General features: G+C 34.3%; 25 protein-coding genes and 2 tRNA genes. 10 read left to right on the forward strand and 17 right to left on the reverse strand.

The features are described from left to right. Nucleotides 1–87: 87 nt before the first annotated feature. Nucleotides 88–1,158, reverse strand: a complete 1,071-nt coding sequence (locus NJT12_RS20085) for an NADH:flavin oxidoreductase/NADH oxidase (protein ID WP_271337705.1) — start codon at nucleotides 1,156–1,158, stop codon at nucleotides 88–90. A 316-nt stretch (nucleotides 1,159–1,474) separates the two neighbouring features. Between NJT12_RS20085 and rseP the strand changes: the two genes are divergently transcribed. The 4 genes from rseP (at nucleotide 1,475) to NJT12_RS20105 (ending at nucleotide 4,079) form a co-directional block, all read left to right on the forward strand. Continuing rightward, a complete protein-coding gene (gene rseP / locus NJT12_RS20090; protein WP_271337706.1) occupies nucleotides 1,475–2,818 on the forward strand; it encodes an RIP metalloprotease RseP in 1,344 nt (447 codons plus the stop codon). An 83-nt stretch (nucleotides 2,819–2,901) separates the two neighbouring features. Further along, nucleotides 2,902–2,975, forward strand: a tRNA-Asn gene (locus NJT12_RS20095). A gap of 39 nt (nucleotides 2,976–3,014) precedes the next feature. After that, a tRNA-Asn gene (locus tag NJT12_RS20100) sits at nucleotides 3,015–3,088 on the forward strand. A gap of 484 nt (nucleotides 3,089–3,572) precedes the next feature. Beyond that, nucleotides 3,573–4,079, forward strand: coding sequence for a hypothetical protein (locus NJT12_RS20105; RefSeq protein ID WP_271337707.1), 507 nt, complete (start codon nucleotides 3,573–3,575; stop codon nucleotides 4,077–4,079). 156 nt (nucleotides 4,080–4,235) lie between these two features. Here the strand turns inward: NJT12_RS20105 and NJT12_RS20110 are convergent, their stop codons facing one another. Continuing rightward, nucleotides 4,236–4,946 carry a hypothetical protein gene (locus tag NJT12_RS20110; RefSeq protein ID WP_271337708.1) on the reverse strand — a complete coding sequence of 237 codons (711 nt, stop codon included), beginning with the start codon at nucleotides 4,944–4,946 and terminating at the stop codon, nucleotides 4,236–4,238. 195 nt (nucleotides 4,947–5,141) lie between these two features. Then, a complete protein-coding gene (locus NJT12_RS20115; RefSeq protein WP_271337709.1) occupies nucleotides 5,142–5,816 on the reverse strand; it encodes a hypothetical protein in 675 nt (224 codons plus the stop codon). Between the two features lie 30 nt (nucleotides 5,817–5,846). Between NJT12_RS20115 and NJT12_RS20120 the strand changes: the two genes are divergently transcribed. Then, the gene (locus NJT12_RS20120) at nucleotides 5,847–6,044 is read left to right on the forward strand and encodes a hypothetical protein (RefSeq protein WP_271337710.1); all 198 of its coding nucleotides are present in this window, start codon (nucleotides 5,847–5,849) and stop codon (nucleotides 6,042–6,044) included. 148 nt (nucleotides 6,045–6,192) lie between these two features. Here NJT12_RS20120 and NJT12_RS20125 read toward each other — a convergent pair whose 3' ends face one another. Next, nucleotides 6,193–7,389, reverse strand: a complete 1,197-nt coding sequence (locus NJT12_RS20125) for a C1 family peptidase (RefSeq protein WP_271337711.1) — start codon at nucleotides 7,387–7,389, stop codon at nucleotides 6,193–6,195. Between the two features lie 242 nt (nucleotides 7,390–7,631). On the opposite strand from NJT12_RS20125, the gene NJT12_RS20130 reads away from it, so the two are divergent. The 3 genes from NJT12_RS20130 to NJT12_RS20140 all read left to right on the forward strand — a co-directional run bounded on the left by NJT12_RS20130 (nucleotide 7,632) and on the right by NJT12_RS20140 (nucleotide 9,721). After that, nucleotides 7,632–8,429 carry a helix-turn-helix transcriptional regulator gene (locus NJT12_RS20130; protein ID WP_271337713.1) on the forward strand — a complete coding sequence of 266 codons (798 nt, stop codon included), beginning with the start codon at nucleotides 7,632–7,634 and terminating at the stop codon, nucleotides 8,427–8,429. A gap of 78 nt (nucleotides 8,430–8,507) precedes the next feature. Then, nucleotides 8,508–8,645, forward strand: coding sequence for a hypothetical protein (locus tag NJT12_RS20135; protein WP_271337714.1), 138 nt, complete (start codon nucleotides 8,508–8,510; stop codon nucleotides 8,643–8,645). A gap of 20 nt (nucleotides 8,646–8,665) precedes the next feature. Next, nucleotides 8,666–9,721 (forward strand): IS1182 family transposase, encoded by a 1,056-nt coding sequence (locus NJT12_RS20140; protein ID WP_271337716.1) that lies wholly within the window; start codon nucleotides 8,666–8,668, stop codon nucleotides 9,719–9,721. A 25-nt stretch (nucleotides 9,722–9,746) separates the two neighbouring features. Here the strand turns inward: NJT12_RS20140 and NJT12_RS20145 are convergent, their stop codons facing one another. The 13 genes from NJT12_RS20145 to NJT12_RS20205 all read right to left on the reverse strand — a co-directional run bounded on the left by NJT12_RS20145 (nucleotide 9,747) and on the right by NJT12_RS20205 (nucleotide 21,462). Then, the gene (locus NJT12_RS20145; RefSeq protein WP_271337717.1) at nucleotides 9,747–10,718 is read right to left on the reverse strand and encodes a SphA family protein; all 972 of its coding nucleotides are present in this window, start codon (nucleotides 10,716–10,718) and stop codon (nucleotides 9,747–9,749) included. Between the two features lie 40 nt (nucleotides 10,719–10,758). Further along, nucleotides 10,759–11,313, reverse strand: a complete 555-nt coding sequence (locus NJT12_RS20150) for a helix-turn-helix domain-containing protein (RefSeq protein WP_271337718.1) — start codon at nucleotides 11,311–11,313, stop codon at nucleotides 10,759–10,761. Between the two features lie 421 nt (nucleotides 11,314–11,734). Then, nucleotides 11,735–11,959, reverse strand: a complete 225-nt coding sequence (locus NJT12_RS20155; RefSeq protein WP_271337719.1) for a hypothetical protein — start codon at nucleotides 11,957–11,959, stop codon at nucleotides 11,735–11,737. A gap of 134 nt (nucleotides 11,960–12,093) precedes the next feature. Then, complete coding sequence (locus tag NJT12_RS20160) at nucleotides 12,094–12,675, reverse strand: DUF4136 domain-containing protein (RefSeq protein WP_271337720.1); 582 nt, start codon at nucleotides 12,673–12,675, stop codon at nucleotides 12,094–12,096. A gap of 244 nt (nucleotides 12,676–12,919) precedes the next feature. After that, nucleotides 12,920–13,651, reverse strand: a complete 732-nt coding sequence (locus NJT12_RS20165) for a DUF6515 family protein (RefSeq protein WP_271337721.1) — start codon at nucleotides 13,649–13,651, stop codon at nucleotides 12,920–12,922. Nucleotides 13,652–13,671: 20 nt separating this feature from the next. Beyond that, entirely contained in the window at nucleotides 13,672–14,412 is a 741-nt protein-coding gene (locus tag NJT12_RS20170) for a DUF2092 domain-containing protein (protein ID WP_271337722.1), read from the reverse strand. Between the two features lie 30 nt (nucleotides 14,413–14,442). After that, complete coding sequence (locus NJT12_RS20175) at nucleotides 14,443–15,843, reverse strand: DUF2252 domain-containing protein (RefSeq protein WP_271337723.1); 1,401 nt, start codon at nucleotides 15,841–15,843, stop codon at nucleotides 14,443–14,445. 12 nt (nucleotides 15,844–15,855) lie between these two features. Continuing rightward, nucleotides 15,856–16,635: a DUF2490 domain-containing protein gene (locus NJT12_RS20180; RefSeq protein WP_271337724.1), complete on the reverse strand. Its 780-nt coding sequence runs from the start codon at nucleotides 16,633–16,635 to the stop codon at nucleotides 15,856–15,858. Between the two features lie 292 nt (nucleotides 16,636–16,927). Beyond that, complete coding sequence (pyk, locus tag NJT12_RS20185) at nucleotides 16,928–18,358, reverse strand: pyruvate kinase (RefSeq protein WP_271337725.1); 1,431 nt, start codon at nucleotides 18,356–18,358, stop codon at nucleotides 16,928–16,930. Nucleotides 18,359–18,363: 5 nt separating this feature from the next. Beyond that, entirely contained in the window at nucleotides 18,364–18,852 is a 489-nt protein-coding gene (locus tag NJT12_RS20190) for an IPExxxVDY family protein (RefSeq protein WP_271337726.1), read from the reverse strand. 125 nt (nucleotides 18,853–18,977) lie between these two features. After that, a complete protein-coding gene (gene rnc / locus NJT12_RS20195; protein ID WP_271337727.1) occupies nucleotides 18,978–19,718 on the reverse strand; it encodes a ribonuclease III in 741 nt (246 codons plus the stop codon). 9 nt (nucleotides 19,719–19,727) lie between these two features. Then, nucleotides 19,728–20,981 (reverse strand): beta-ketoacyl-ACP synthase II, encoded by a 1,254-nt coding sequence (gene fabF / locus NJT12_RS20200; RefSeq protein ID WP_271337728.1) that lies wholly within the window; start codon nucleotides 20,979–20,981, stop codon nucleotides 19,728–19,730. Nucleotides 20,982–21,225: 244 nt separating this feature from the next. After that, nucleotides 21,226–21,462: an acyl carrier protein gene (locus tag NJT12_RS20205; protein ID WP_007137004.1), complete on the reverse strand. Its 237-nt coding sequence runs from the start codon at nucleotides 21,460–21,462 to the stop codon at nucleotides 21,226–21,228. Nucleotides 21,463–21,637: 175 nt separating this feature from the next. Between NJT12_RS20205 and purN the strand changes: the two genes are divergently transcribed. Further along, nucleotides 21,638–22,201, forward strand: a complete 564-nt coding sequence (purN, locus tag NJT12_RS20210) for a phosphoribosylglycinamide formyltransferase (protein WP_271337738.1) — start codon at nucleotides 21,638–21,640, stop codon at nucleotides 22,199–22,201. Between the two features lie 124 nt (nucleotides 22,202–22,325). Further along, a complete protein-coding gene (gene rnhA / locus NJT12_RS20215; protein ID WP_271337740.1) occupies nucleotides 22,326–22,802 on the forward strand; it encodes a ribonuclease HI in 477 nt (158 codons plus the stop codon). Nucleotides 22,803–22,910: the final 108 nt, after the last annotated feature.

Genomic DNA, 22,910 nt, shown 5'->3' on the forward strand with positions numbered 1-22,910 from the left:
AAAATATTCTGTTATAATATTGTCTTTATTTAAAATAAACTTAATTTTTCTTAATCTCTTAATGGTTTAAATCAAAAAAACTTATGTTTAAATTTTAGCGCGTTCGTATTGTTTTGGCCATTGAATATCGTCGTTTAGTTCTCTGGCGAAATCTAATGGCAAATTCGGATTTCTTAAGGAGGCTCTGGCAAATAAAACTAAATCTGCCTGACCTGTTTCTAAAATTGCTTCGGCTTGTTTTGCGTCGGTAATTAGACCCACTGCTCCGGTTAAAACTGAAGCTTCTTTTTTAACTTTTTCGGCAAATGAAACCTGATATCCTGGTTTTAATTCAATTTTTTGATGCGAAACCAATCCGCCTGATGAAACATCAATTAAATCTACTCCTTTTTCTTTTAAGATTTTTGAAAGTTTTACCGATTCTTCAGGATTCCATCCTCCTTCTGCCCAGTCTGTCGCTGAAATACGAACTAGTAAAGGCAAGTCAGACGGCCATTCTGACTGAACAGCTTCTACAATTTCAAGTGTAAAACGGATTCTATTTTCGAAACTTCCACCGTATTCATCCGTTCTTACATTGGTTAATGGAGATAAAAACTGATGCAATAAGTAACCATGTGCACCGTGAATTTCCATTACCTGATAACCGGCTTCAACAGTTCTTTTGGTTGCTGTTTTAAAATCTGAAATCACTTTCTGAATTCCACTTTTATCCAAAGCTTCGGGAAGAAACGGCTCATCATCATGATACGGAATCGCACTCGCACCAACTGTCTGCCATCCGCCCTGAGCGAAACCTAACTTTTTATTGCCTTCCCACGGAATTGAAACACTTGCTTTTCGTCCGGCATGTGCCAACTGAATTCCGGGAATCGAATTTTGAGAAACAATAAATTCGTTGATTGTTTTTAGTTTTTCAATGTGTTCGTCTTTCCAGATTCCAAGGTCCGAAGGAGATATTCTGGCTTCGGGAGAAACTGCTGTAGCTTCCTGAATAATCAAACCTGCACCACCGCTGGCACGACTTCCCAGGTGAACCAAGTGCCAATCGTTTGCAAATCCGTCAATCGCCGAGTATTGACACATAGGCGAAATCGTAATTCTATTTTTTAGGGTAATTTTTTTTATAGTAAGCGGAGAAAATAATAATGAAGCCATAGTTATAACTTTTAATGATTGTACGCGATCTATTGATTGCGATAACGTTTAAAAAAGTAAAGTTAAGGCTTCTTGCTAAAACTAGAAATCTAAATGTTTATTAATTAACATATTTTAAAACCACTAGAATAAGATATTTGTAACATAAACCACAAATAACTTACTAATAGGTAAGAGCAAAAGAAGCTTTGCCAAATTTATAGAGAAGCAAGGTCATTTATTAACAAGAATTTAAAACCTTAAGTGTTATCTTGCGGTCTTAAATTAAAATAGAAACGCTACTTTTGTGCGTTAAATTACGAACTAAAAATACAAAATGGATATAGTTATCAAACTCTCTCAATTTCTATTGAGTTTATCTTTACTTATTATTCTTCACGAATTAGGGCATTTTATCCCTGCAAAATTATTTAAAACAAGAGTCGAAAAATTTTACTTATTTTTTGATGTTAAATATTCTCTTCTAAAAAAGAAAATTGGCGATACTGAATACGGAATCGGATGGTTACCCCTTGGAGGCTATGTAAAAATCTCAGGAATGATCGACGAAAGCATGGACAAAGACCAAATGGCTTTGCCTCCGCAACCTTGGGAATTTCGCTCTAAACCAGCATGGCAACGTTTGATTATTATGTTGGGTGGAGTTACAGTAAACTTTATTCTGGCATTTATCATCTATATAGGAATGGCGTTTGCTTATGGCGATACTTATGTAGCAAATACTGACCTGAAAGATGGTGTATTGATTGAAAACCCTGTAATGCTTAAAGCTGGTTTTAAAACCGGTGATAAAATCATTTCGATTGATGGAAAAAAAGTTGAAAATTTTGACAAAGAGTTAAACATGAATATCATCATGGCTAAACAAGTTTTAATTGAAAGAAACGGACAACAACAAACTATCAACATACCAAATGATTTTGTTGATCAGTTATCTAAACATGAAAAAGGTTTATTAGTTGGTATTCGCGTGCCCTTTGCAATTGGAAAAGTTACTGACGAATCTCCTAATCAAAATTTAAAACCAAAAGATCTAATTCTTTCTCTTAATGGAGAAAAAGTGAAATATTTTGACGAGGCAAAAGCAGTGTTAGCTAATAACAAAGGAAAAACCATTCCTGCTGTTGTATTGCGCGATTTAAAAGAAACACCTATTACACTTAAGGTTTCTAACGAAGGAACAATAGGTGTAATACCAGGCGGATTAGATATGGCATCTTTAGAAAAACTAGGATACTATAAAGTAAGCACTAAAAACTACAGTTTAATTGAATCAATCCCGGTTGGACTAACAAAAGGGAAGGATCAATTAGTAAGCTACGGAAAACAGCTTAAAATGATTTTTAACCCAGAAACGAAAGCTTACAAACAAGTGGGTGGTTTTGCGGCAATTTTCAACATTTTTCCTAGCACTTGGAGTTGGGAAGTATTCTGGTCAATCACTGCTTTATTGTCGATTATGCTTGGAGTTATGAATTTATTGCCAATTCCTGCTCTTGATGGAGGGCATGTGATGTTTTTATTATACGAAATAATTAGTGGCAGAAAACCAAGTGATAAATTCCTTGAAAACGCCCAAGTAGTTGGCTTCGTTTTACTTATAGGACTGCTTTTGTTTGCTAACGGAAACGATATCTACAAAGCAATTGTAGGCAAGTAAAAATATTTGATAAAAAGTGTCAAAATATTTTTGAGAAACTAAAAAATGCTCTATATTTGCACTCGCTAAAAAGAACAACATCTTCCTCCTTAGCTCAGTTGGTTAGAGCATCTGACTGTTAATCAGAGGGTCCTTGGTTCGAGCCCAAGAGGGGGAGCAACTTTTTTTTAGCAAACATATTTACCTTTAAGGTGATTCCTTCTTAGCTCAGTTGGTTAGAGCATCTGACTGTTAATCAGAGGGTCCTTGGTTCGAGCCCAAGAGAGGGAGCTTATTAAAAAAGACTTTACAGCAATGTAAGGTCTTTTCTCTTTTAATACCATAGCCAATCAGTACTTCATGATAATTTATTAAAAAATGGAAAATTTGTCATTTGACAACTTTGACAGATTTTTGGTAAAAAAAGGGATCAAACGCAAAAGTTGGGGATTAACCAAAAAGATTAGATAATCTGAATAAGAAAAAATCTACTTTTCGTACTCCTCTAAATTGACTTCTAAATGCTGGATCAATTCCAAAGCCTCTGGAATCTCAAAACATAAGCTATAATTATTAATTTATCTTAGCTGGATCAAATCTAAATCGAATCAAGCGTAAAAGTTTATTATATTGAACAAACCGCCACAAATAAACCGATAAGATAAATGACAATAAAGAATCTTCACTACATATCAGGACTAACAATTACGATTTTGTTGGACTACATTTATTCAATCATTTTATCAGTGTTTTTGGTGCTCAGGATCACATCGAGATGATGAACACTTTACGAATTTATTATCGTAATATTTGTGTTGAGACAGTTTTATTATTAGCAGTGGCTCTTCAAATTATTTCAGGCCTGAAACTTTTTAAAACAAATAAAAAATTAGCAATTTCTAAATTTGAGAAACTACAAATATGCACAGGACTGTATTTGTCAATTTTCTTTATCATTCATTTGAGCGCTGTTTTAAGTGGACGCTTTTTTCTAAAACTTGACACAAACTTCTATTTTGGAGTAGCAGGATTAAACTCATTTCCATTCAATCTGTTCTTCATTCGTTATTACGGACTCGCAATTCTATCATTTTTTGGACATATTGCTTCTATTCATAACAAAAAAATGGAGAGAACCATATTAGGCTTGTCACCAAAAAGACACTCAATTGCAATCTTACTTTTTGGACTTATTATGACAATTATAATATTCTACGGATTGACAAACCATTTTGACGGAGTAACAATACCAAAAGAATACGGAGTGTTAATTGGAAAATAAAAAGCAAAAAATTATTAATTAGTATAAGTTGTGCGTTAAGCAAAAAGATTTCAGTACTGGCTGCTAACATTTATGATTTACGACACATACCAACAACAATGATTATCAAATAAAACAAATACAATCAAAAAAATTAGTTTCTGTCATTAACGACCATTAGTTTCTGACGAGCTTATTATGTCTCACTACATTATTGCCTACATTTTTACTTTCGAACAATAGCATTGTTTCATTTGCTTTTCCTATTTCGTTGATGCCTTTTAGGGATTCTGCGTAGCGGTAATAATACATCGCATATAAATCTGAATTCATACCAATCAGCTCTTCGTAATATTTAGCAGCCGTTACCAGATCGCCATCAAAATAAGCCCTGTCTGCCACTTTTATAAGCATCTCTACAGATTTGTATCCTTTGTCTAAAACTTTAGCATACGTATCGACTACATCTATCGTTAAGTATTTGGGCGCTTCGGTTACTGCAATTACTTCGACTTTGACTGGTTCTATCTTTATTACAGTACTATCAACAAAAGTTTTTGATTGTAATGCTACATCAACGGTTTTTATCTTTGGTTTGCGGTATATAGGAGTTACCACCCTGGTATTATTAGGCCCGAGGTCATAAGTATTCACCATTTCTAATTTTGAAACTTCGTATTTGGTGATTCTTCTTCCGAAAGTCATATTAATTGTTTCTTCAACAAAATAACCTACTATGACAAGTCCTTCTTTCTTTGCAGTATCATTTGATTTTGTTATTGCGTGTTTGATACTCCCAGGGGCAAAAGCACGACCATTACTTTGTCCGAAAGAATAAAAAGAAAAAACAAATGCAATTGCTACAAAGTATTGTACATACGTTTTCATGACAAATCAATAAGGTAATTACCACTAACAAAAAAAATACAATTTAATATTTTTCAAGCACTTACATCCAAAACTAACTTCAAGTTACCTGAAAAACCGTTTAAGTGTTACTTTTTCTTTGTTTGGGTTCAATATATTCTTGTTTCGAGAATGCTTTCGAGAATTTTAGTCAAAAACAACACAGCAATTCTTTGACTATTTTATGAGTGCTTTTTTACTTTCGAATAACTTGATCATCTCATCAGCTTTATCCATTTGACCAATTCCTTTTAATGCTTGAGCATATCGATAGTAATACATCGACTCTAGTTTTTCAGACATGCTAAACAATTCTGAGTAATATTTAGCCGCATTAACCAAATCCCCGTCAAAGTATGCCCTGTCTGCAACTTTAGTAAGCATATCAATCGATTTATAACCTTTATCCAGAACTTTTGCATAAGTATTTACAACATCTACAGTAATATATTGTGGCCTTTCGGCCTGAGCAACCACTTCAACCTTAACAGGCTTGATAGTTGAGGTAACAGGATCAACCAAAACTTTTGACTGCAAACCTGATTCAACTGTTTTTATTTTCGATTTTCGATATATAGGAGTTACCACCCTTGTATTATTGGGGCCCAAATCGCAGGTATTGACCATACTTAATCTGGAAACTTCGTATTTGGTAATTGTTTTTCCGAAAGCCATATTAATGGTTTCTTCGACATAATAACCCGCTATAACAAGACCTTCTTTAGAAATGTTATCTGTCTCTGAACGCACTTGTCCTTTTTCTGTAGTAAACTGAGCATTGTTTACACGCTGCCCAAAACAATAAGAAGAAAACACACACATTGTGACAAAAAATACGGCATGTGTTCTCATTATAATGTGATAAGGGGAGTGAAATTAAAAATGAATAAAGATAGTTGTTTTCTCTTAAGCATATTACAAAACCTCAAAGAAACACTTAAAGCGGCTAAAGTTAAGAAGTTTTCCGAGGAAGCTGTTTTGAATATTATTGGAAATACATTAAATGATAACAGCATTATTAATGGAAATGCATATAACTGCAATTTCAACCCTCTTGATAAAGTTATAGAAGTTTATTAGCGTTTGGTTTTAGCTGAAAAAGAAAAAGTGGAGAAGTTGGAGAAGTTGTTGAAAGAGAAGTAAAAGTTCTTCTTTATGAAATATCAATAAAAAAAGCGCTACAATTCAACATTGCAGCGCTTTTCTATTTTATAAAAACCTAAGACAATTAAACCCCTAATTTCTTAGCGATATCCGTTGGAATTCCACCTTTGTTTAATAACAAAGCAGTTGTTTTGTATCTCACAAAGTTTTTAGTCACAAACAAATATCCTTTGTAGTCGTTTGTTGCACCCCAAGAATTTTTTACAATGTAATATTCTTTTCCGGTTTGATCTTTTGCAAGACCTATAATGTGCATTCCGTGATCGTCTGTAGTTGTGTAGTTATCAAATGCAGTCTGACGCATTTCGGCAGTAATTTCAGGTTCAGCTTTTGGTCCGTTGAACATATCTGCTTTTTCTTCGGCAGTCATATCATCAAATTTCTTTGTTGGTACATATGCAACACCATTTTTCCAGCTAAAGCTTTTCTCGCTTACATCTGTTGCCCAGGCTACAGTATATCCTTTTTTCAAAGCATTGTCGATAACATCAGTCATGTCGTTTACTTTTACGTTGTAGACCTGATCAAATGACCAGTTGTCTGGCACCATCATTGTTGTTTTTTGGTAATACGGAGAAGTTGTAAAAGATGAGATCTCTACATACTCGTCTGGATTAATACCTACTACTTCTTTAGCAAAAGTTTGTGGTGTGTAGTTTTTTCCTTTATAAGCAAAATTTTCCGGCACAGTTCCTAAATAAGAATCGATTACGGCTGTATACGCTTTTTTCCAGTTTGGTGTTAATTCTCCGTTCGGGTTTTTAACCACAGCAGTTAGAACACCTTCAATAAGTGCTGCCATTTCTCCAAATTTATTTTTGTCAGTTCCGTAGTTCAATCCAGTGTAAACTTCTCTTGGTACGGTTCCGTATTTTTTGTACATATTAATTACATCATGCAATGCACCACCGTCGCCTAAAGCAACTGCTCCGTGCATACGAACATAATTAACTCCTTTTTCTACATAAACATTTCTTGCAGAGTAAATCTGAGACAATTCTACCGGTTGTTTTCCTAAACGAATCATTTCTGATTCTAAGAAAGAATTCGTAGAATAACTCCAACATGTTCCTGATGAACCTTGCAATTTTACAGAAGTAGTTCCAAGATTGATCACGTCAGTGAATTTAAAAGCTTCTTTACTTTTTTCGCTTGCATTTAGTTTTAGTGAATTCACTAAAATGTCTTGTGCAAAACAGCTTGTTGCCCCAACAAAAAAAACGGAAGCAGCAAGTACTGATTTGAATGAAAATGTATTCATAATTTATGTTTAATGATTTTATAAATTAGTTGTTGTAATCTACAATTTGTTACAAAACAATTAAATTTTAGTTAATAAAACTAACCTTCAAGCGTTAATTTTTACAAAATGTTTTTATTAATCTATAAAAACTTACAAACTATGCAAAACCAACAATCTTTATAGGATTAGAAGAAATTGCTATTTATTTTATTTTAATAGTAGTAATTTGGTTGCTGTAAATGCATTCATAATTCTGGATAATGTCCGAACTGGAAAAAGAGAAATACTTAGGCAATACCAAAAACATCTTTAACAACATGCAGGGAATTGCTGTTGTTGAAACAGAGTATCATAAAAAGGTTTACGAAGGCTGGCATTCGCACATCAATGCGCACATCACACTTTTTCTAAAAGGAGGAACGGCAGAAAAACGTAAAAACTCGAATACAGCTGTTGGTCCTGGTTCTTTATTATTTTACCATAGCGGTGAATTGCATTTGAATCAGGATACACTTTTTCCGTCTAAAAATATTAATATCGAAATTGAAGAAACGCTTCTCAAAGAACTTCAAATTTCTGAAGCTATTATCGAAAAATCAGTTCAGAACACGACGCTTTCTAAATTTTTAATTCTAAAAATTTTCAAGGAATCAATTCTTGCAGATGCTTTTTCTGGAGATACAATCAATATGTTGTTTGCTCAATTATCGAATGCCAATACACATTTAGAACGATACGAAAAAAGTCCGTTTTGGGTAAAAAGTTTAGAGGAATTACTAAATGATTGCTGGAACGAAAATCCAAACCTGCAGGATCTGGCTCAGGTTTTGAACCTGAACCCTATTACGATATCAAAACATTTTTCTAAATACTTTGGTTGTACCCTGGGTGAATATATGCGCAGGATCAAAATAAATCGTTCGCTTTCGCTGATAGTATCCAACCGAAGCAATTTGACAGAAATTGGTTTTCAATGTGGTTTTGCTGATCAGAGTCACTTTATCAGAACCTTTAAAAGTCAAACGGGATTTTTGCCCAAACAATTTCAAAAATTATAAAGAAGGCAAATTTCATTCTATTTTTTGATTTTGAAGCAGCCTACTTTTGCTTCATCATAAATCATTAAACCAAACCAAATGGAAACGCTTACTTTAAAACAAAGAACTTTTAATTCTCCCATAACCAAAATTATTCTTGCATTACTTACTTTTATGATGGTTGTTATTATTGGTCAACAAATGATCCGATCCCAGAGAATCATTCTGCCCGATTAATAGACAGTGTTGTTGAACAGTTGGAAATTTCCGAGATTATATCACAGTTTAAAGGCGGTGGAAGATCCAGCTATCATCCTAAGATGTTATTGAAAATATTGTTTTACGGATATCTCAATAATACCTATTCCAGCCGAAAGCTGGCTAGAGCCGTGAAGGAAAATATATATTTTATGTGGCTCTCGGGAGGACTTCAGCCGGATTTTAGAACTATCAATGACTTTAGAGGAAAAAAATTAAAAGGGAATATTGAAAAACTTTTCAGCCAGGTCGTTATGATGATGGTAGATTTAGAGCTCATTAGCCTGGAGAGACAATTTATTGATGGTACTAAAATAGAAGCCAACGCACATAAATATAGCTTTGTGTGGAAGAAAGCAGTTGAAAAACATAAAGACAGGCTTCAGGGAAAAATCGATGCTGTTCTGGCAGATATTGGTCAGGCTATCGAGTCAGACATTATCCATACTGATAACCAAACTGAAACCAAGGTAGACAGCAAGAAATTAGAAGAGAAAATACGTGAGATCAACCACAGTGAAAAAAAGCAGAAGCTGAGTAAACAGCAAAACAAATCACTTCAAAAACTCGAGAAAGAGCAGCTTGTAAAACTTAAAGAATACGAGAAACATCTTGAAATTCTGGGAGAGAGAAACAGTTACTCCAAAACAGATACCGATGCTACTTTTATGCGCATGAAAGAAGATCATATGGGCAACGGACAATTAAAAGCGGGTTATAATGTTCAGATTTCTACAGAAAATCAAATCATTACACATTACTCCACCCACCAGACTTCTACTGATTTTACCACACTAAAAAATCACTTAGAAGGATTCAAAAGCAACTACGGCAAACAATCTGCAAAAGTTATAGCCGATGCGGGCTATGGAAGTGAGGAAAATTATCAATTCCTTGAAGACAGAGAAATTGATTTTTTTGTTCCCTACAATATGTACCGTATCGAAGAGACCCGTAAGTATAAAAACAATTTATTCCACGCACAAAACCTGTTTTATTTCTCATTTAAACTAAATTTAGAATTTATTGAATCCATCAAAAAAACCTCAACTTAAAAAACAATCCAGATAGTTATTCAGACTATTTTTTTTTGAAAGTAAACACATGTGCCAATGTTAGGAAAAAGGTATTTCCCTGAAATCTGTTTATCGCATTGACCTCTGCAATCCAACGGAATCCTGCAGATGTACTGCAGCCAATATGATAATAATTGATCTCAGCTCCTATTCCTCCTACACGATCTTTGTCTGTTTCGATTGTACCAAACACCGGAACCGGTATTTGATCATTGGTTACTTTGTATTGCAGATAATAAATTAAACCTGCATTGATTATCGATTTTGGAGCCGGATTTGTACCATCCATTACATAAAATGTTTTACCTAAACCTCCTTCAATACTTAAAAGATCTCCGGTTTTGATATCTGTACCTTTCTTTTTTCCGTTTATTTCGTAAGAAGCTAAAGCTGAAAAGTGAACTGTTTTTTTGTCATTAAAAAATAAGGTTGTTCCTGTTGAAAACTCATTCATAAACATTCCTAAACCGCTATTGTCAGAAGCTCCCATATCGAATTTTCCTGTTGGTAAATACATCTGATAGCTAAAAACAAAATCGGCTCTTTTATTGCGCCAGCCTAATTGAACGGGTACAATATAAGTATCCGTCAAGGCAAAAGGGCTTTTTGAGTCTACCGTATTCCCCTGAATTCTATTAGATGCAAAGGCAAGCAAAACCGATGCTCCGTAATTGGCTCCCAGAATTCTGAAATCACTTACATAACTGGCGCCTACTCCTGTAATAAACATATTAAGATCCGGGTTGGCGATCGATTTATCACCATTGGCATTTCGTAAAGATGATGCTGCATAAAAATAACCGGGAACGTAAACACTCAATGTGTTTTCTGGTGTTTGGGTTCCTGATTGTAATCCCATGGCACCAAGAATATGACCGCCTTTGAGTTGTGCGTAACTAAAAAAAGAAAACAACAAAAAGGTTATAAGATATACTGTTGTTGCGGATTGCTTATGGGTATAAAAATTTGTTTTCATAGTTGCTATTTTAAAAATTAAGGAGACCCCACAACTTCTTTTACAAACTATTCTTTGTTTCGTTTGATGCTTGTTTAAAATAATAAGCATTGGTTTTCTCCGGATTGATTCTAATTACTTTAAAATATTCAGAGGGAGATTTTCCGGTATGTTTTATAAACGCCCTAAAACAGGTTGTTCTGGATTTAAAACCTGATCCCCAGGCCATTCCTTCAAGTGATAGATCTTTCCATTCAGGATCATTGATTTTTTCTTTAAAGTATTCTATTCTTTTTATATTGACATAATCCTGAAAATGAAGATTAAATTCTGAATTAATTAAATTGGAGATGTGATGAACTGATATTCCGGTTTCATCAGCTATATCGCGAATTACTAAATCTTTTTTAAGAAAAAGTTCTTTTGACATAAAGATGCTTTCTAGTTTAGTAAGGTATAGTGATTTTTTTTCGGGAGTTAATTCTTTGACAAGCGGTAAGGTTGCTTTACTTTCTTTTGTTTTTATTATTAATGATTTTTTAGAAAACTCAATAGTATCATTGGTATCATAAAAAATCTGCGGTTTAAAATAAAGCCAGCCAACTGTAAAAACCAAAACTAATGATATTAGAATATAACTGGAGAAATCGATTCTCTCAACTTTGGTAATTAAAAATAATGTACAAAAAGTGCTGAGAACAAAAACAAAATCATCAGGTTATATACTCTGATCCAACTCAGAATTTTTACTCTGCTAAAATGATTTTCTTTAAATTTTTTTAAATCATAATTCAAAATCATCATCGTTTGACAAAAAGCATATACGAGCCAGACTGTCAAACTTAACATCGAAAATGGGTTATTTACTTTAGCAGCAATATAATGAACGATCTGAAGATCGATATAACTTTCAACCCATACAAAAAGCGTTAAGCTAAAATAGATCAGAAACGGTAAAAAATGCAGCCAATCGTATTTTCTAAACAATTTGTTAGAAAACAAAATACTTCTTACATATAAAAAGGCACAAGGAGCAACTAAAAATATAAACGATTTTGCATCATAAATAAATCAGGAAAATCTTTTAACTCATTTGCTGATAAGTAAAAATTATATACGCTAACCACCGCAAGACTGAACAAAAACAGTCCTAAAAAAAAACTTTTTGAGTAATTTTTTTTTGAAAAAAGAACCATAAAGGATGTCGCAAAACCAACTATTGTAGCTATAAAAAAGAAAAGCGAAAGTATTATATCGATCATAAGTTTTAAGCTTGATTTGTTGTAGTTTATTCCTTTTTCTTTCAGAATAAATTCAAAGAAGAAAGTTCTATAATGGCTATACGCTGTACTTATAGAAATAAGTACAGCTAAATTATAATACCATTATTTATAAGCTATTTTTTTGCCAATCCGGGAGGAAAACCTGCCAGAATTTTTTTGATAGAGCTGGTAACAAACTCTTCAGGATCGCTGGGCTTGCTGTCAATTTGAGCATTACCGATTCCTTGCCAAATCAGTTTTTGAGTTTTTGAAGAGACAATGTCAATTATCAGTGAACCATCAACATAATCGTAGGAGTTAAATGTTGTGTTTGCATTGCCCATCATGCCGCCCCCGCCCCAATAGCCGTAAGGACGGTACATTCCGCCATAACCATAAAAATCAGTATTTGCAGATACCGATGTTTTGTTTTTTAAGATTGTTACTGCGTTTACTTTTAAATCAGGATTATTGGTTGTTTCTATAAAACCTTTGCTGATCAGCTCAGAACGGATTGCTTTTGTAATACGATCAACATTTAACTGATTGATCTGACCTTCCTGCGCTTTTAAATCATAAAACGCAAAAGTTTTGTATTCGCTAAAATTAGCCGAATGGTCATAATCACTTGTAACTTTTACAGTTGGAGAGCAGCTGTAAATTAAACCCAAAAATAATATTGGGATTATACGAAGATTCTTTCTTTTAATATTCATCTTATGGTATTTAAATTAATGATTAACTTGAAATTCTTAAAATCTTGCTTAAATCTTGAATATACTGGAAGTCATGTTAAATATTTATTTATATTTCTACAAACATCTACTAAACAATACCTTAGCTTACACTCAAAGATAAATTATTTTATTTAATTGACATCATGCAGTCAGTAAAATTCTTACTTATTTACTCAGAGCAATTATTCGCATTAGAATTTATTACTCTGAGTATTTTTAAGCTCTATTTTCCTTGTACAACAACATAACTGTCTTGTCCGTCTTTTGAAATAGGTTGATAATACACATTGTTATATATCAGATATTTTTGACCGTCGATGGTTTTCTCTTCGGCTCCTTCCGGAATATGTGTGACAACTGCTCCAACAGGCGCGTTTACTACTTTGTACTTACTTGATGCTTTAGAATAATAAGTTCCGCCGTAATAGTAATAATCTGTTCCGGAAACATTGATTACGGCATACCCTTTTGGCAACTCCGAAATTGTTGCTCCAAGGGGTGCCGGTACAACTTTATATCCGTCAGATTGTTTTACATAGTAAACTCCGTCATCATAATTATAATTTGTATTTTCTACTGATATTACTATAGCTGCCGTCGTTAATGTTGTCAAAAAGAATCCTACAGGATACCATGTTGGTCCCCAAACATAGGGTACAAAAGGATGATAAGCATAAGGAAAAGGTACCGGATAAGGATGAAATGGTACCGGATATGGCCTAGGATAAGGATGTGGGTACGGATGCGGCGGCGGTAACGGTCTTGGCGGAATTGGCCTTGGTCCCGGGCGCGGTGGTGGCATTGGGCGTGGCATTGGCATTGGTCGCGGCATAGGTCTTGGCGGTGCAAAATGACCAAATCGCTGTGCACTCGAATCTTCCGGAATCATAAGAAGTAATGCAAAAAATGCAGTAATTATGATTGAGATTTTACTTTTGGGTTGATATGATTTCATAACTATGAGGTTTTATATAATTATTTCGTGTTTTCTCTAGGTGCTAACTTTACTTTTGTAGCTTTTGGAGGCGTCGTAAATTCAAACATAGAGTCCGGATAATCAGTATTTATAGTCCAGTCTTTATACAGTGCTTCGTATTGCGGTTTATCTTTATCAGACGTATAAATGATTACTAATTTTACCGGCAGAAACAAATCATCGCTTTCTATCCAGAACTGAAAACTTTTTGTTTTATCACTTCCTGCTATATGAAAGCACTCACGCCCATCGACTATCGTTTTTCCTAAGAAAATCAAATCACCTTGTTCTGACAGTAAATCCTGTAAAAATGTGGGATAGAAAAAATCTGCCCCGGGAAATTCAATCCCGAATTTTTTACTGACCTCGTCGATAGTTTCAATAACAGATGCGGGAGCTGTCGTAAAACCGTACGTATTATTATCGAACGAATAATAATTTAGTTTTTTACCGTTGTACCATAAACCACGATTTCCTTTATCTCCTGATGAAGTAACTTTCATTTTATCAGGAAACTTAATTGTGACTTTATCATTTATCGAATGTTTGATAAGCCCTAAACTTTCGTTTGGAACATCATAGGTTGTAATCGCTGTAAAACTACAAGACTTTATGTCCTGCAACGTTTCGCCAGCTCGATGTAAGAGAAAAACAGCCGTAGAATCGATACGCTGTGTTTGGCCTTTTGTTGTGATTGTCATTATCACAAAGCCCATCAAAAACAAAAACTTTTTACTCATAGATTCTATTTTTATTAATTAATTGAAAGTTTAGGCTTCTGCCGAGATTGGCAATCTTCCCTCTTTTATTGCTTCTAACATTTTGTTATAATCTGAATCGTTTTGATTGGCATATGAAATAGAAAATTTTGCAATTGCATTCGCAAATTCATTGTTTTTCCCAATGTAGCCTGATAATACAGATGGATCTCCTGTGCGGGCGTGTGCTCTTGCGAGTGCCCAACCGCAGGCTTTTGCATAATCACTCATATTTTTAGATTTCATAATTTCAAGCACCGGCTTTACTTTAGCATCACGAAGCTGACGCATATAAAAAAACTTATTGTTGTCGTCATTTGTCCATCCTAAAAACATATCCGAAGCAGATTGCATCAGTTTTTGTCCCATAACGATTCGCTCACCCTGATGTGTGCATTTACTTTTAGCTTTTACATTGGCTTCTAACACGCTTTTTCTGGCTTCTTTAAATTGTAAAAAAATAGGTTCTCCCGTAGCCGACATTAATAAGCTAATACCACAAAGTGTTCCCACACTTCCTACTCCTACTACTTTTATGGCCAGATCATGCAAAGAATATCTGCTTAACAACACTTTCTTTTCATCAGATAATGTTTCTAAATATCTGTTATGTATGGTTTCAGCTTCCTTTAAAATTCGTTTTCCCTCTTCTCCTGTTGGATGATAAATTAACGGTGGATCGTCTTTTATTCGGGCTCGGGAACCTTCCTGATAAGTCATTTTTGCAAATTCTTTTTCGTGAGCTGTATATTCTCCTGCTTTTTTGATTCGCTTTTGCTGAAATGATTTTATATCCTCATCTCCACCTCTATCAATAAGTTCAGCAAGATCAATGTCAGCATACCATATTTGAAGCGCTGATAATTTGCTGTATTCCAACATATGCCTTTTGTAACTATCCGCAACATTCCAGGCAAATTCTTTGCATGTTTTGTTTGAGAATTTCTTCCATCGTCCGGCAATTACAAAACTGGCGGCTAGTCTTTTTAAATCCCATTCCCACGGTCCGGGAAACGTTTCATCAAAATCGTTAATATCAAAAACCAGTTTACGTTCCGGGGTTGCAAATCCTCCAAAATTCATTAAATGACAATCCCCGAAAAGCTGAAGATCAATTCCTGTATTTGGTGTTTGTGCCAAATCAGCTGCCATAATTGCGGCAGATCCTCTAAAAAATGCGAATGGAGATTCCATCATTCGACGGTATCGAATTGGTAATAAACTTTCAATTCTGCCAATACTTGTTTCAATTAGAATTGCTATTGGGTCTTCCCTATTTTCGCTTGGGTTCCATTCGTGATGGGCTGAACGGGGCGTAACTTTTCTAACGGCAACACCTTTATCAAAACGTTTTGCCTTTGATGCTGCAGGATCAAATCTGTTTCCGTTGTTTTCTGTGAATTCATCAGTCATAACTTCTACATTTTATTTTCGTTTAAAAGGCAAATCAGTTGTCAGCGTAATTCTAATCGTATGATTCATTCTGCTAAGCCCACTTTCAGTATCGGGAGATTTAAAAAAGATCTGATTCATATATCCTAATTCCATTCTAATTTCCCTGCGTTTATCAAGACTATATGCGGTTCCTAAATACAACCTGTTTTGATCCAGATAATTTTCATTTCCGCTGGCGGCATTGGTTCTTATATGAACTTCATCATAAATTACTGCCGCCCATCTCTGTTTAAACCACAGTTGATAACGAACCTGATATCGAAACGTATTTTCGAATTTGTAATAATCAAAATGATCACTTGTACTATTAGGATCGTCCTTTCGTCCTAACCGGCGTTGCTCCATCCTAAAACGTTGCGACCATACTTCATTTCCTTCTTTCCTGACAATACGCCATATAAATTGCTCGTATATCCTGTAATCCGGATTGTTATAGAGCAATGAAACCTCGTCGTATGGCAAATCCCACTGGTAAGCGACTCCTGCTCCTAACCGGTTTCCGTTTTTCAGATAATAGTTCGCACCCACTCTGTAAAAAGAACCCTGAAGTTCAGACACAAATTGATTTCCTTTTGAATATCCCTCAAGCAACAAACCCCATCGTCCGTCTTCTTTAAAAGGAAGATACATTTCATAACCTACCCAGGCCGCAACATTCTGCTCCATTTTTTGGGCATTTGTTTTTACGCTGCAAAAAAGTGTCAGAACAATTAAAACAAACAGATTTTTAGAAATGTGTATGCAATTCATAAATTTTTATTTCACTTCTTTAATATCATCCATTTTCCAGCTTTTATCAAAATAAGCTACTGTAGGTCCGTAGAATCGCATGTATCTGTGCTTTTTTAAGAATTTTCTGTTTCAAAAATGAAAATTATACAAAATTAGCCTTGAATATATTATTTATCATTCTCAATAATCATAAAAAAGACCTTTGAAATTTATCAAAAGCCTTAGATGTTTTATTAAAAAGAGAAAGTCCAAACCAAAAAAAAGCCATTCGACGTATCGAATGGCTTTTAAATATTTTAAATCTAAATGATTATTCTATTTCAGAAACTCTCATGGTGTTTACCATTCCTTTATCTTTAATTGGCATAGCTGCAAGGTTGATCAAATAATCACCTTTTACAGCATAACCTTTTTCAACAGCAATTTTATTTACATCTGTAACAGTATCATCTGTACTTTCGTCTTTATCATAGAAATATGACTTAACTCCCCATAATAAATTCAATTGTGTTAAGATTCTTCTGTTTGAAGTAAACACTAAAATATGTGCTGACGGTCTCCAGGCTGAAACCTGAAAAGCAGTATAACCACTATTTGTCAAAGTACAAATTGCTTTTGCTTTGATTTCATTTGCTAATAAAGCTGCCTGATGACAAACTGTTTTAGTAACAAATCGTTTTGTTTTAATCTGTGGTGTATTTTGTGGAACCTGAATTAGTGGGGAATCCTCTACAGCTTCACAAATTTGAGTCATTCTTTGAATAACTTGTACAGGATAATTTCCTGTGGCAGTTTCTCCAGACAACATTACAGCATCAGCTCCATCCATTACAGAGTTTGCAACGTCATTTACTTCAGCTCTTGTTGGAGTTAAACTTGTAATCATTGTTTCCATCATTTGAGTAGCAACGATAACAGGAATTCTTGCAATTTTCGCTCTGCGAATCAAATCTTTTTGAACTAATGGTACTTCGTGTGCAGGAAGTTCAACTCCTAAATCTCCACGTGCCACCATTAAAGCGTCGCAATATGCTACAATTTTATCCATGTTCTCTAGAGCTTCCGGCATTTCAATTTTAGCAACAATCGGAATTTTATATTCTGAATGTTTAGCGATCAATTCTTGCAAATCTTGTAAATCGCGAGGTGTTTTTACAAACGAAAGTGCGATCCAGTCTACTTTTTGCTCTATAGCAAAAATAGCATCTGCAATATCTTTTTCAGTCAAAGCCGGCAAAGAAATTTTAGTGTTTGGAAGATTAACTCCTTTTTTAGATTTTAATTCTCCACCCTGAATAACTCTAGCAACAACTTCTGTTTTTTTATCTGTCGAAACAATTTCAAAAATAAGTTTTCCATCGTCAAGCAAAATACGCTCACCAGCATTTACATCATTTGGAAAATTCTGATATTTCATGAACACTTTTTGAGCTGTTCCTATAATATCTTCCGCTGTTGTAAAAGTGATTAAATCACCATCATTAACAACTGTTCCTTCCTCCATTACACCAACTCTAAGTTTTGGTCCCTGTAAATCTCCAAGGATTGCAGTTGTGTAACCAAACTCTTCGTTTAGGCCTCTGATAATATTAATTTTCTCTTTTACTCCTTCGTAATCAGCATGCGAAAAATTAACTCTAAACACATTAACCCCTGCATCGATCATATCTTTGATGATCTCTCTCGTACCACATGCAGGACCAAGTGTAGCGACAATTTTGGTTTTTTTGTTTGTTAACATTTTTTTTAAAAAATTAGATTGTTTTTTGATTTTATTTTATCAGTATCCACAGCATATATAGCCGCAATACTTTCTATTGTATTTAACTGTTGTTGAATTTCTGAAAAATCGAGAGCCTCTTCGCTATTCTCTATTTTCAGGAAAAAATCTACCTTTTTGAATTCAGGAAGTAAATGAATTGTTGTTGAAACCTCACTTGTCTCATTGGAAAACAAATCTTGAGAATCATTTTTACTCACTGAAATGATCTCATTCTTATTCTGAATCAAATTCCATGAAACTGCTTTTTCGGCATCATAATAATAGAATCGGGAAAAATTCGCCTCGCCTTCCTTAGTTTGAGCATGGATCTCGTTTTTGCTCTTACTTAAGTTTATCGGAAGGTTTTTATTGATAAAATAGGCCAATCTATAATCTTCTAATGAAGTGTGGATCGCCATTAAATAATAATCAATTTCGTCAAATTCGTCTAAATCCAATCTATGAATAGCCATGTCATGAAAAATCAAGGTGTAAATATACTATTTCTAACGGAGCTTAAATAGTTAAGATGGGGTTGTTTTTATTAATTTATAAACGAAAACGTTATAGCATAAGTATAATTACAGCAAACTTGTAGCTATTTCTTGTCTATTTTTTCCTGAAATGCAAAATATGCTCTTTGTGAAGCTTTCTCTTCTGCCTTCTTTTTTGAAGTTGCTCGCGCTCTTGCGATTACTTTATCGTCTATACTTAATTTAACGCCAAATAAGCGTTGGCCGTCAATACCGTTATCTTCAAAAATATCATAATGAAAAACTCTTTTCTCTTTCTGACACCATTCAATAACCAAACTTTTATAACTAATTACTTTTCCCTCAAGTCGTGCAATATCAACATAAGGAGCAACAACTCTTTTTTGAATAAACTTTTCGCAAAACGCATATCCTTTATCCAGATAGATTGCACCTACCAGAGATTCGAAGATATTGCCATGAATATTTTCTCCAAAATGCTGAATAGGCACCTTGCTTTCTACAAACCGAACTAAGTTTAAATCTTTGCCTAATTCATTCAAGTGCTCACGACTCACAATTTTTGACCTCATTTTAGTCAAATAACCTTCGTCGCCATTTGGTGCTTTGTTAAATAAGTGCGCTGCAATTACAGCACTTAACATAGCATCTCCTAAAAATTCAAGTCGTTCATAATTTATTGGATGTCCTGATTCGTCTAATTTATTTGAAGATCTGTGCGTAAAAGCTTTCTTATAAAAATCGATCTTAGCAGGCTCAAAACCAAGTATTTTCTGAATAGTGTCAAAAAAAATCCCGTCTTCTAGAGAACGGGATTTAGAAAATATTTTTTTGATAATATTCATATACAGAAATTAGTCAACTAATTTTTTAAACAATACACATGCATTGTGTCCACCAAAACCAAAAGTGTTACTCATAGCAACATTTACTTCTCTTTTTTGAGGTTTGTTTAAGGTAAGATTCAATGACGGATCAATCTTTTCATCAACTACAGTATGATTGATAGTTGGAGGAATAATACCATGTTGCATTGCCAGAATCGAAGCAATTGCTTCAATAGCTCCGGCAGCACCAAGTAAATGTCCTGTCATTGATTTCGTAGAGTTGATATTGATATTTTTTGCATGATCACCAAAAACAGCGCTAATTGCTTTCAATTCGGCAACATCTCCTAACGGAGTAGAAGTCCCGTGAGTATTGATATGATCAATATCTTCCGGTTTCATTCCAGCATCTCTTAATGTATTTTTCATTACTGCAATAACTCCAATTCCTTCCGGATGTGGTGCAGTCAAGTGATAAGCATCAGATGACATTCCGCCTCCGCCAACTTCGCAATAAATTTTTGCGCCTCTGGCTTTAGCATGTTCGTATTCTTCAAGAACCAAAGCTCCTGCTCCTTCTCCTAAAACGAAACCATCTCTGGTAGCGTCAAAAGGTCTTGAAGCCGTTTCCGGACTGTCGTTTCTCGTTGATAAAGCGTGCATAGAATTAAAACCTCCCATACCTGCAATAGTAATTGCAGCCTCTGAACCACCTGATACAATAACATCACACATTCCTAAACGAATGTAGTTGAAAGCATCGATCAATGCATTTGCAGAAGATGCACATGCAGAAACAGTAGTATAATTGGGTCCCATATAACCATTACGCATCGAAATGTGTGCTGGCGCAATATCGGCAATCATTTTAGGAATAAAAAACGGATTGAATTTTGGCGTTCCGTCTCCTTTAGCATAATACATTACTTCTTCCTGAAAAGTTTCTAAACCCCCAATACCAGCTCCCCAAATAACACCAACTCTTGTTTTGTCTATATTATCATTAGTAAGTCCGGCATCTTTAATAGCTTCATCGCTTGCAGCAACGGCATATTGAGCAAATTTATCTAATCTTCGAGATTCCTTGCGATCCATGTAATCTTCAATATTGAAGTTTTTTACTTCACAGGCAAATTTCGTTTTATGCTTCTCTGTATCATAATACGTGATAGGAGCGGCTCCGCTTACCCCATTCACAAGTGCCTCCCAATAATCCTGGATATTATTCCCGATAGGAGTAAGAGCACCTAATCCTGTTACAACAACTCGCTTTAACGTCATAAAATATGTATTTTGTACTTTAAACAAATAAAACCCACGCTTTCTTAACTGTATTGTTTACTTAAGAGCCATGGGCATTACAATATAAATATATCTTTTTGATTGAAAAACCAATCGAAATTTAATTTTAAAAAAATAATAACACCCGATTTTCTTAAAATTCCAATTTTCTAAAAAACAAATCCCAATTTTGGAATTTGGGTATTCAAAGTTGGAATTTTAAGAAAATTCGGGTGCAGTATTATTATTTTTTAGCTTCTTCGATATAAGAAATAGCTTGACCAACAGTAGCAATGTTTTCTGCTTGATCGTCTGGAATTTGAATATCAAATTCTTTTTCGAATTCCATAATAAGCTCAACAGTGTCTAATGAGTCAGCTCCTAAATCATTAGTGAAGCTTGCTTCTGTTACAACTTCGTTTTCGTCAACACCTAATTTGTCTACGATAATCGCTTTTACTCTTGATGCAATGTCTGACATAATCTTTAATTTTAGAATTTAATTTGTTGGCAAAAATAAAAAACTTTATTTTAAAACCACGATTTAGTTTATAAATGTAACACTAATTTATAAAATTAATTTCAAGAAAGACTTTTTAATACTATTTATTTTCGATTATTATTCCGTTTTTTGCATTCTCAAATTACATTCAATTATGAAAAAAATTATTGTTTTTGCCTCAGGATCAGGAACTAATGCTGAAAATATCATAAAATATTTTGCAAAAACCAAAATCGCAAAAGTCGTTTCGGTCTTTACCAATAATGCTGCGGCAAAAGTTATCGAAAGAGCAAAAAATCATCAAATTCCGACTGAAATTTTCTCAAAAAGCGAATTATTGGAGCGAAACCTCTTACAGAAGATACAAGAAATCGATCCGGATCTGATAGTTCTTGCAGGTTTTTTATTGAAATTCCCTGATCATATAATCGAAAAATATCCAAATAAAATAATCAACATACATCCGGCACTTCTACCTAATTATGGCGGAAAAGGAATGTACGGAATGCACATACACAGGGCTATAGTAAACAATAAAGAGAAAGAAACCGGGATTTCAATTCATTACGTTAATGAACATTATGATGAAGGCGGAATTATTTTTCAGAAAAATGTAGCCTTGACAGATGAAGATACTCCGGAAACAGTAGCCGAAAAGATTCATGAACTGGAACAAAAATATTTTCCGGAAATCATTTCGAGATTATTGGAAGAATAGATCACTTAGATTGTCAGGCTTCTTAGATCGTGAGATTATTAAACATAACCTTTAACGAATTCAAAAAAGTCTAAAATCCAAAAATTTAAAAAGTCTAATAATCTAAAAATCCAAGAAGTCTAAAATGAATCACGAAGTACATATATATACAGATGGCGCTGCAAAAGGTAATCCCGGAAATGGGGGCTATGGTGTAGTGATGGAATTAGTTGGAACTCCGCATAAAAAAGAATTTTACGAAGGTTTCCGCCTGACTACAAATAACAGAATGGAACTTTTGGCTGTAATTGTTGGACTTGAAAAGCTAAAAAACCCAAACATGAAGGTTTTGGTTGTCTCTGATTCTAAATATGTAATTGATTCCGTTGTAAAAAAATGGGTTTTTGGCTGGGAGAAAAAAAACTATGCCGGCAAAAAAAATCCCGATTTATGGAAACGCTTCTTAATTATCTATCGCAAACATCAAGTCGATTTTAAATGGATCAAAGGTCATAATAATCACCCACAAAACGAACGTTGCGACGAATTGGCCGTTATGGCAGCTATGCAGAAAAACCTTTCGATTGATGTTTATTACGAAACTATAGGTTCAAAATCATAAATCGGATAGGAGCCTAGGGATTAATTCCCTAGGCGACCTTCCACACCACCCGGCATACGGATCCGTACCAAGGCGGTTCTTAATTTACGATACATTTTAAGATAGATA

Origin of the sequence: Flavobacterium azizsancarii (assembly GCF_027980145.1) — a bacterium.
Taxonomy (GTDB): Bacteria; Bacteroidota; Bacteroidia; order Flavobacteriales; family Flavobacteriaceae; genus Flavobacterium; species Flavobacterium azizsancarii.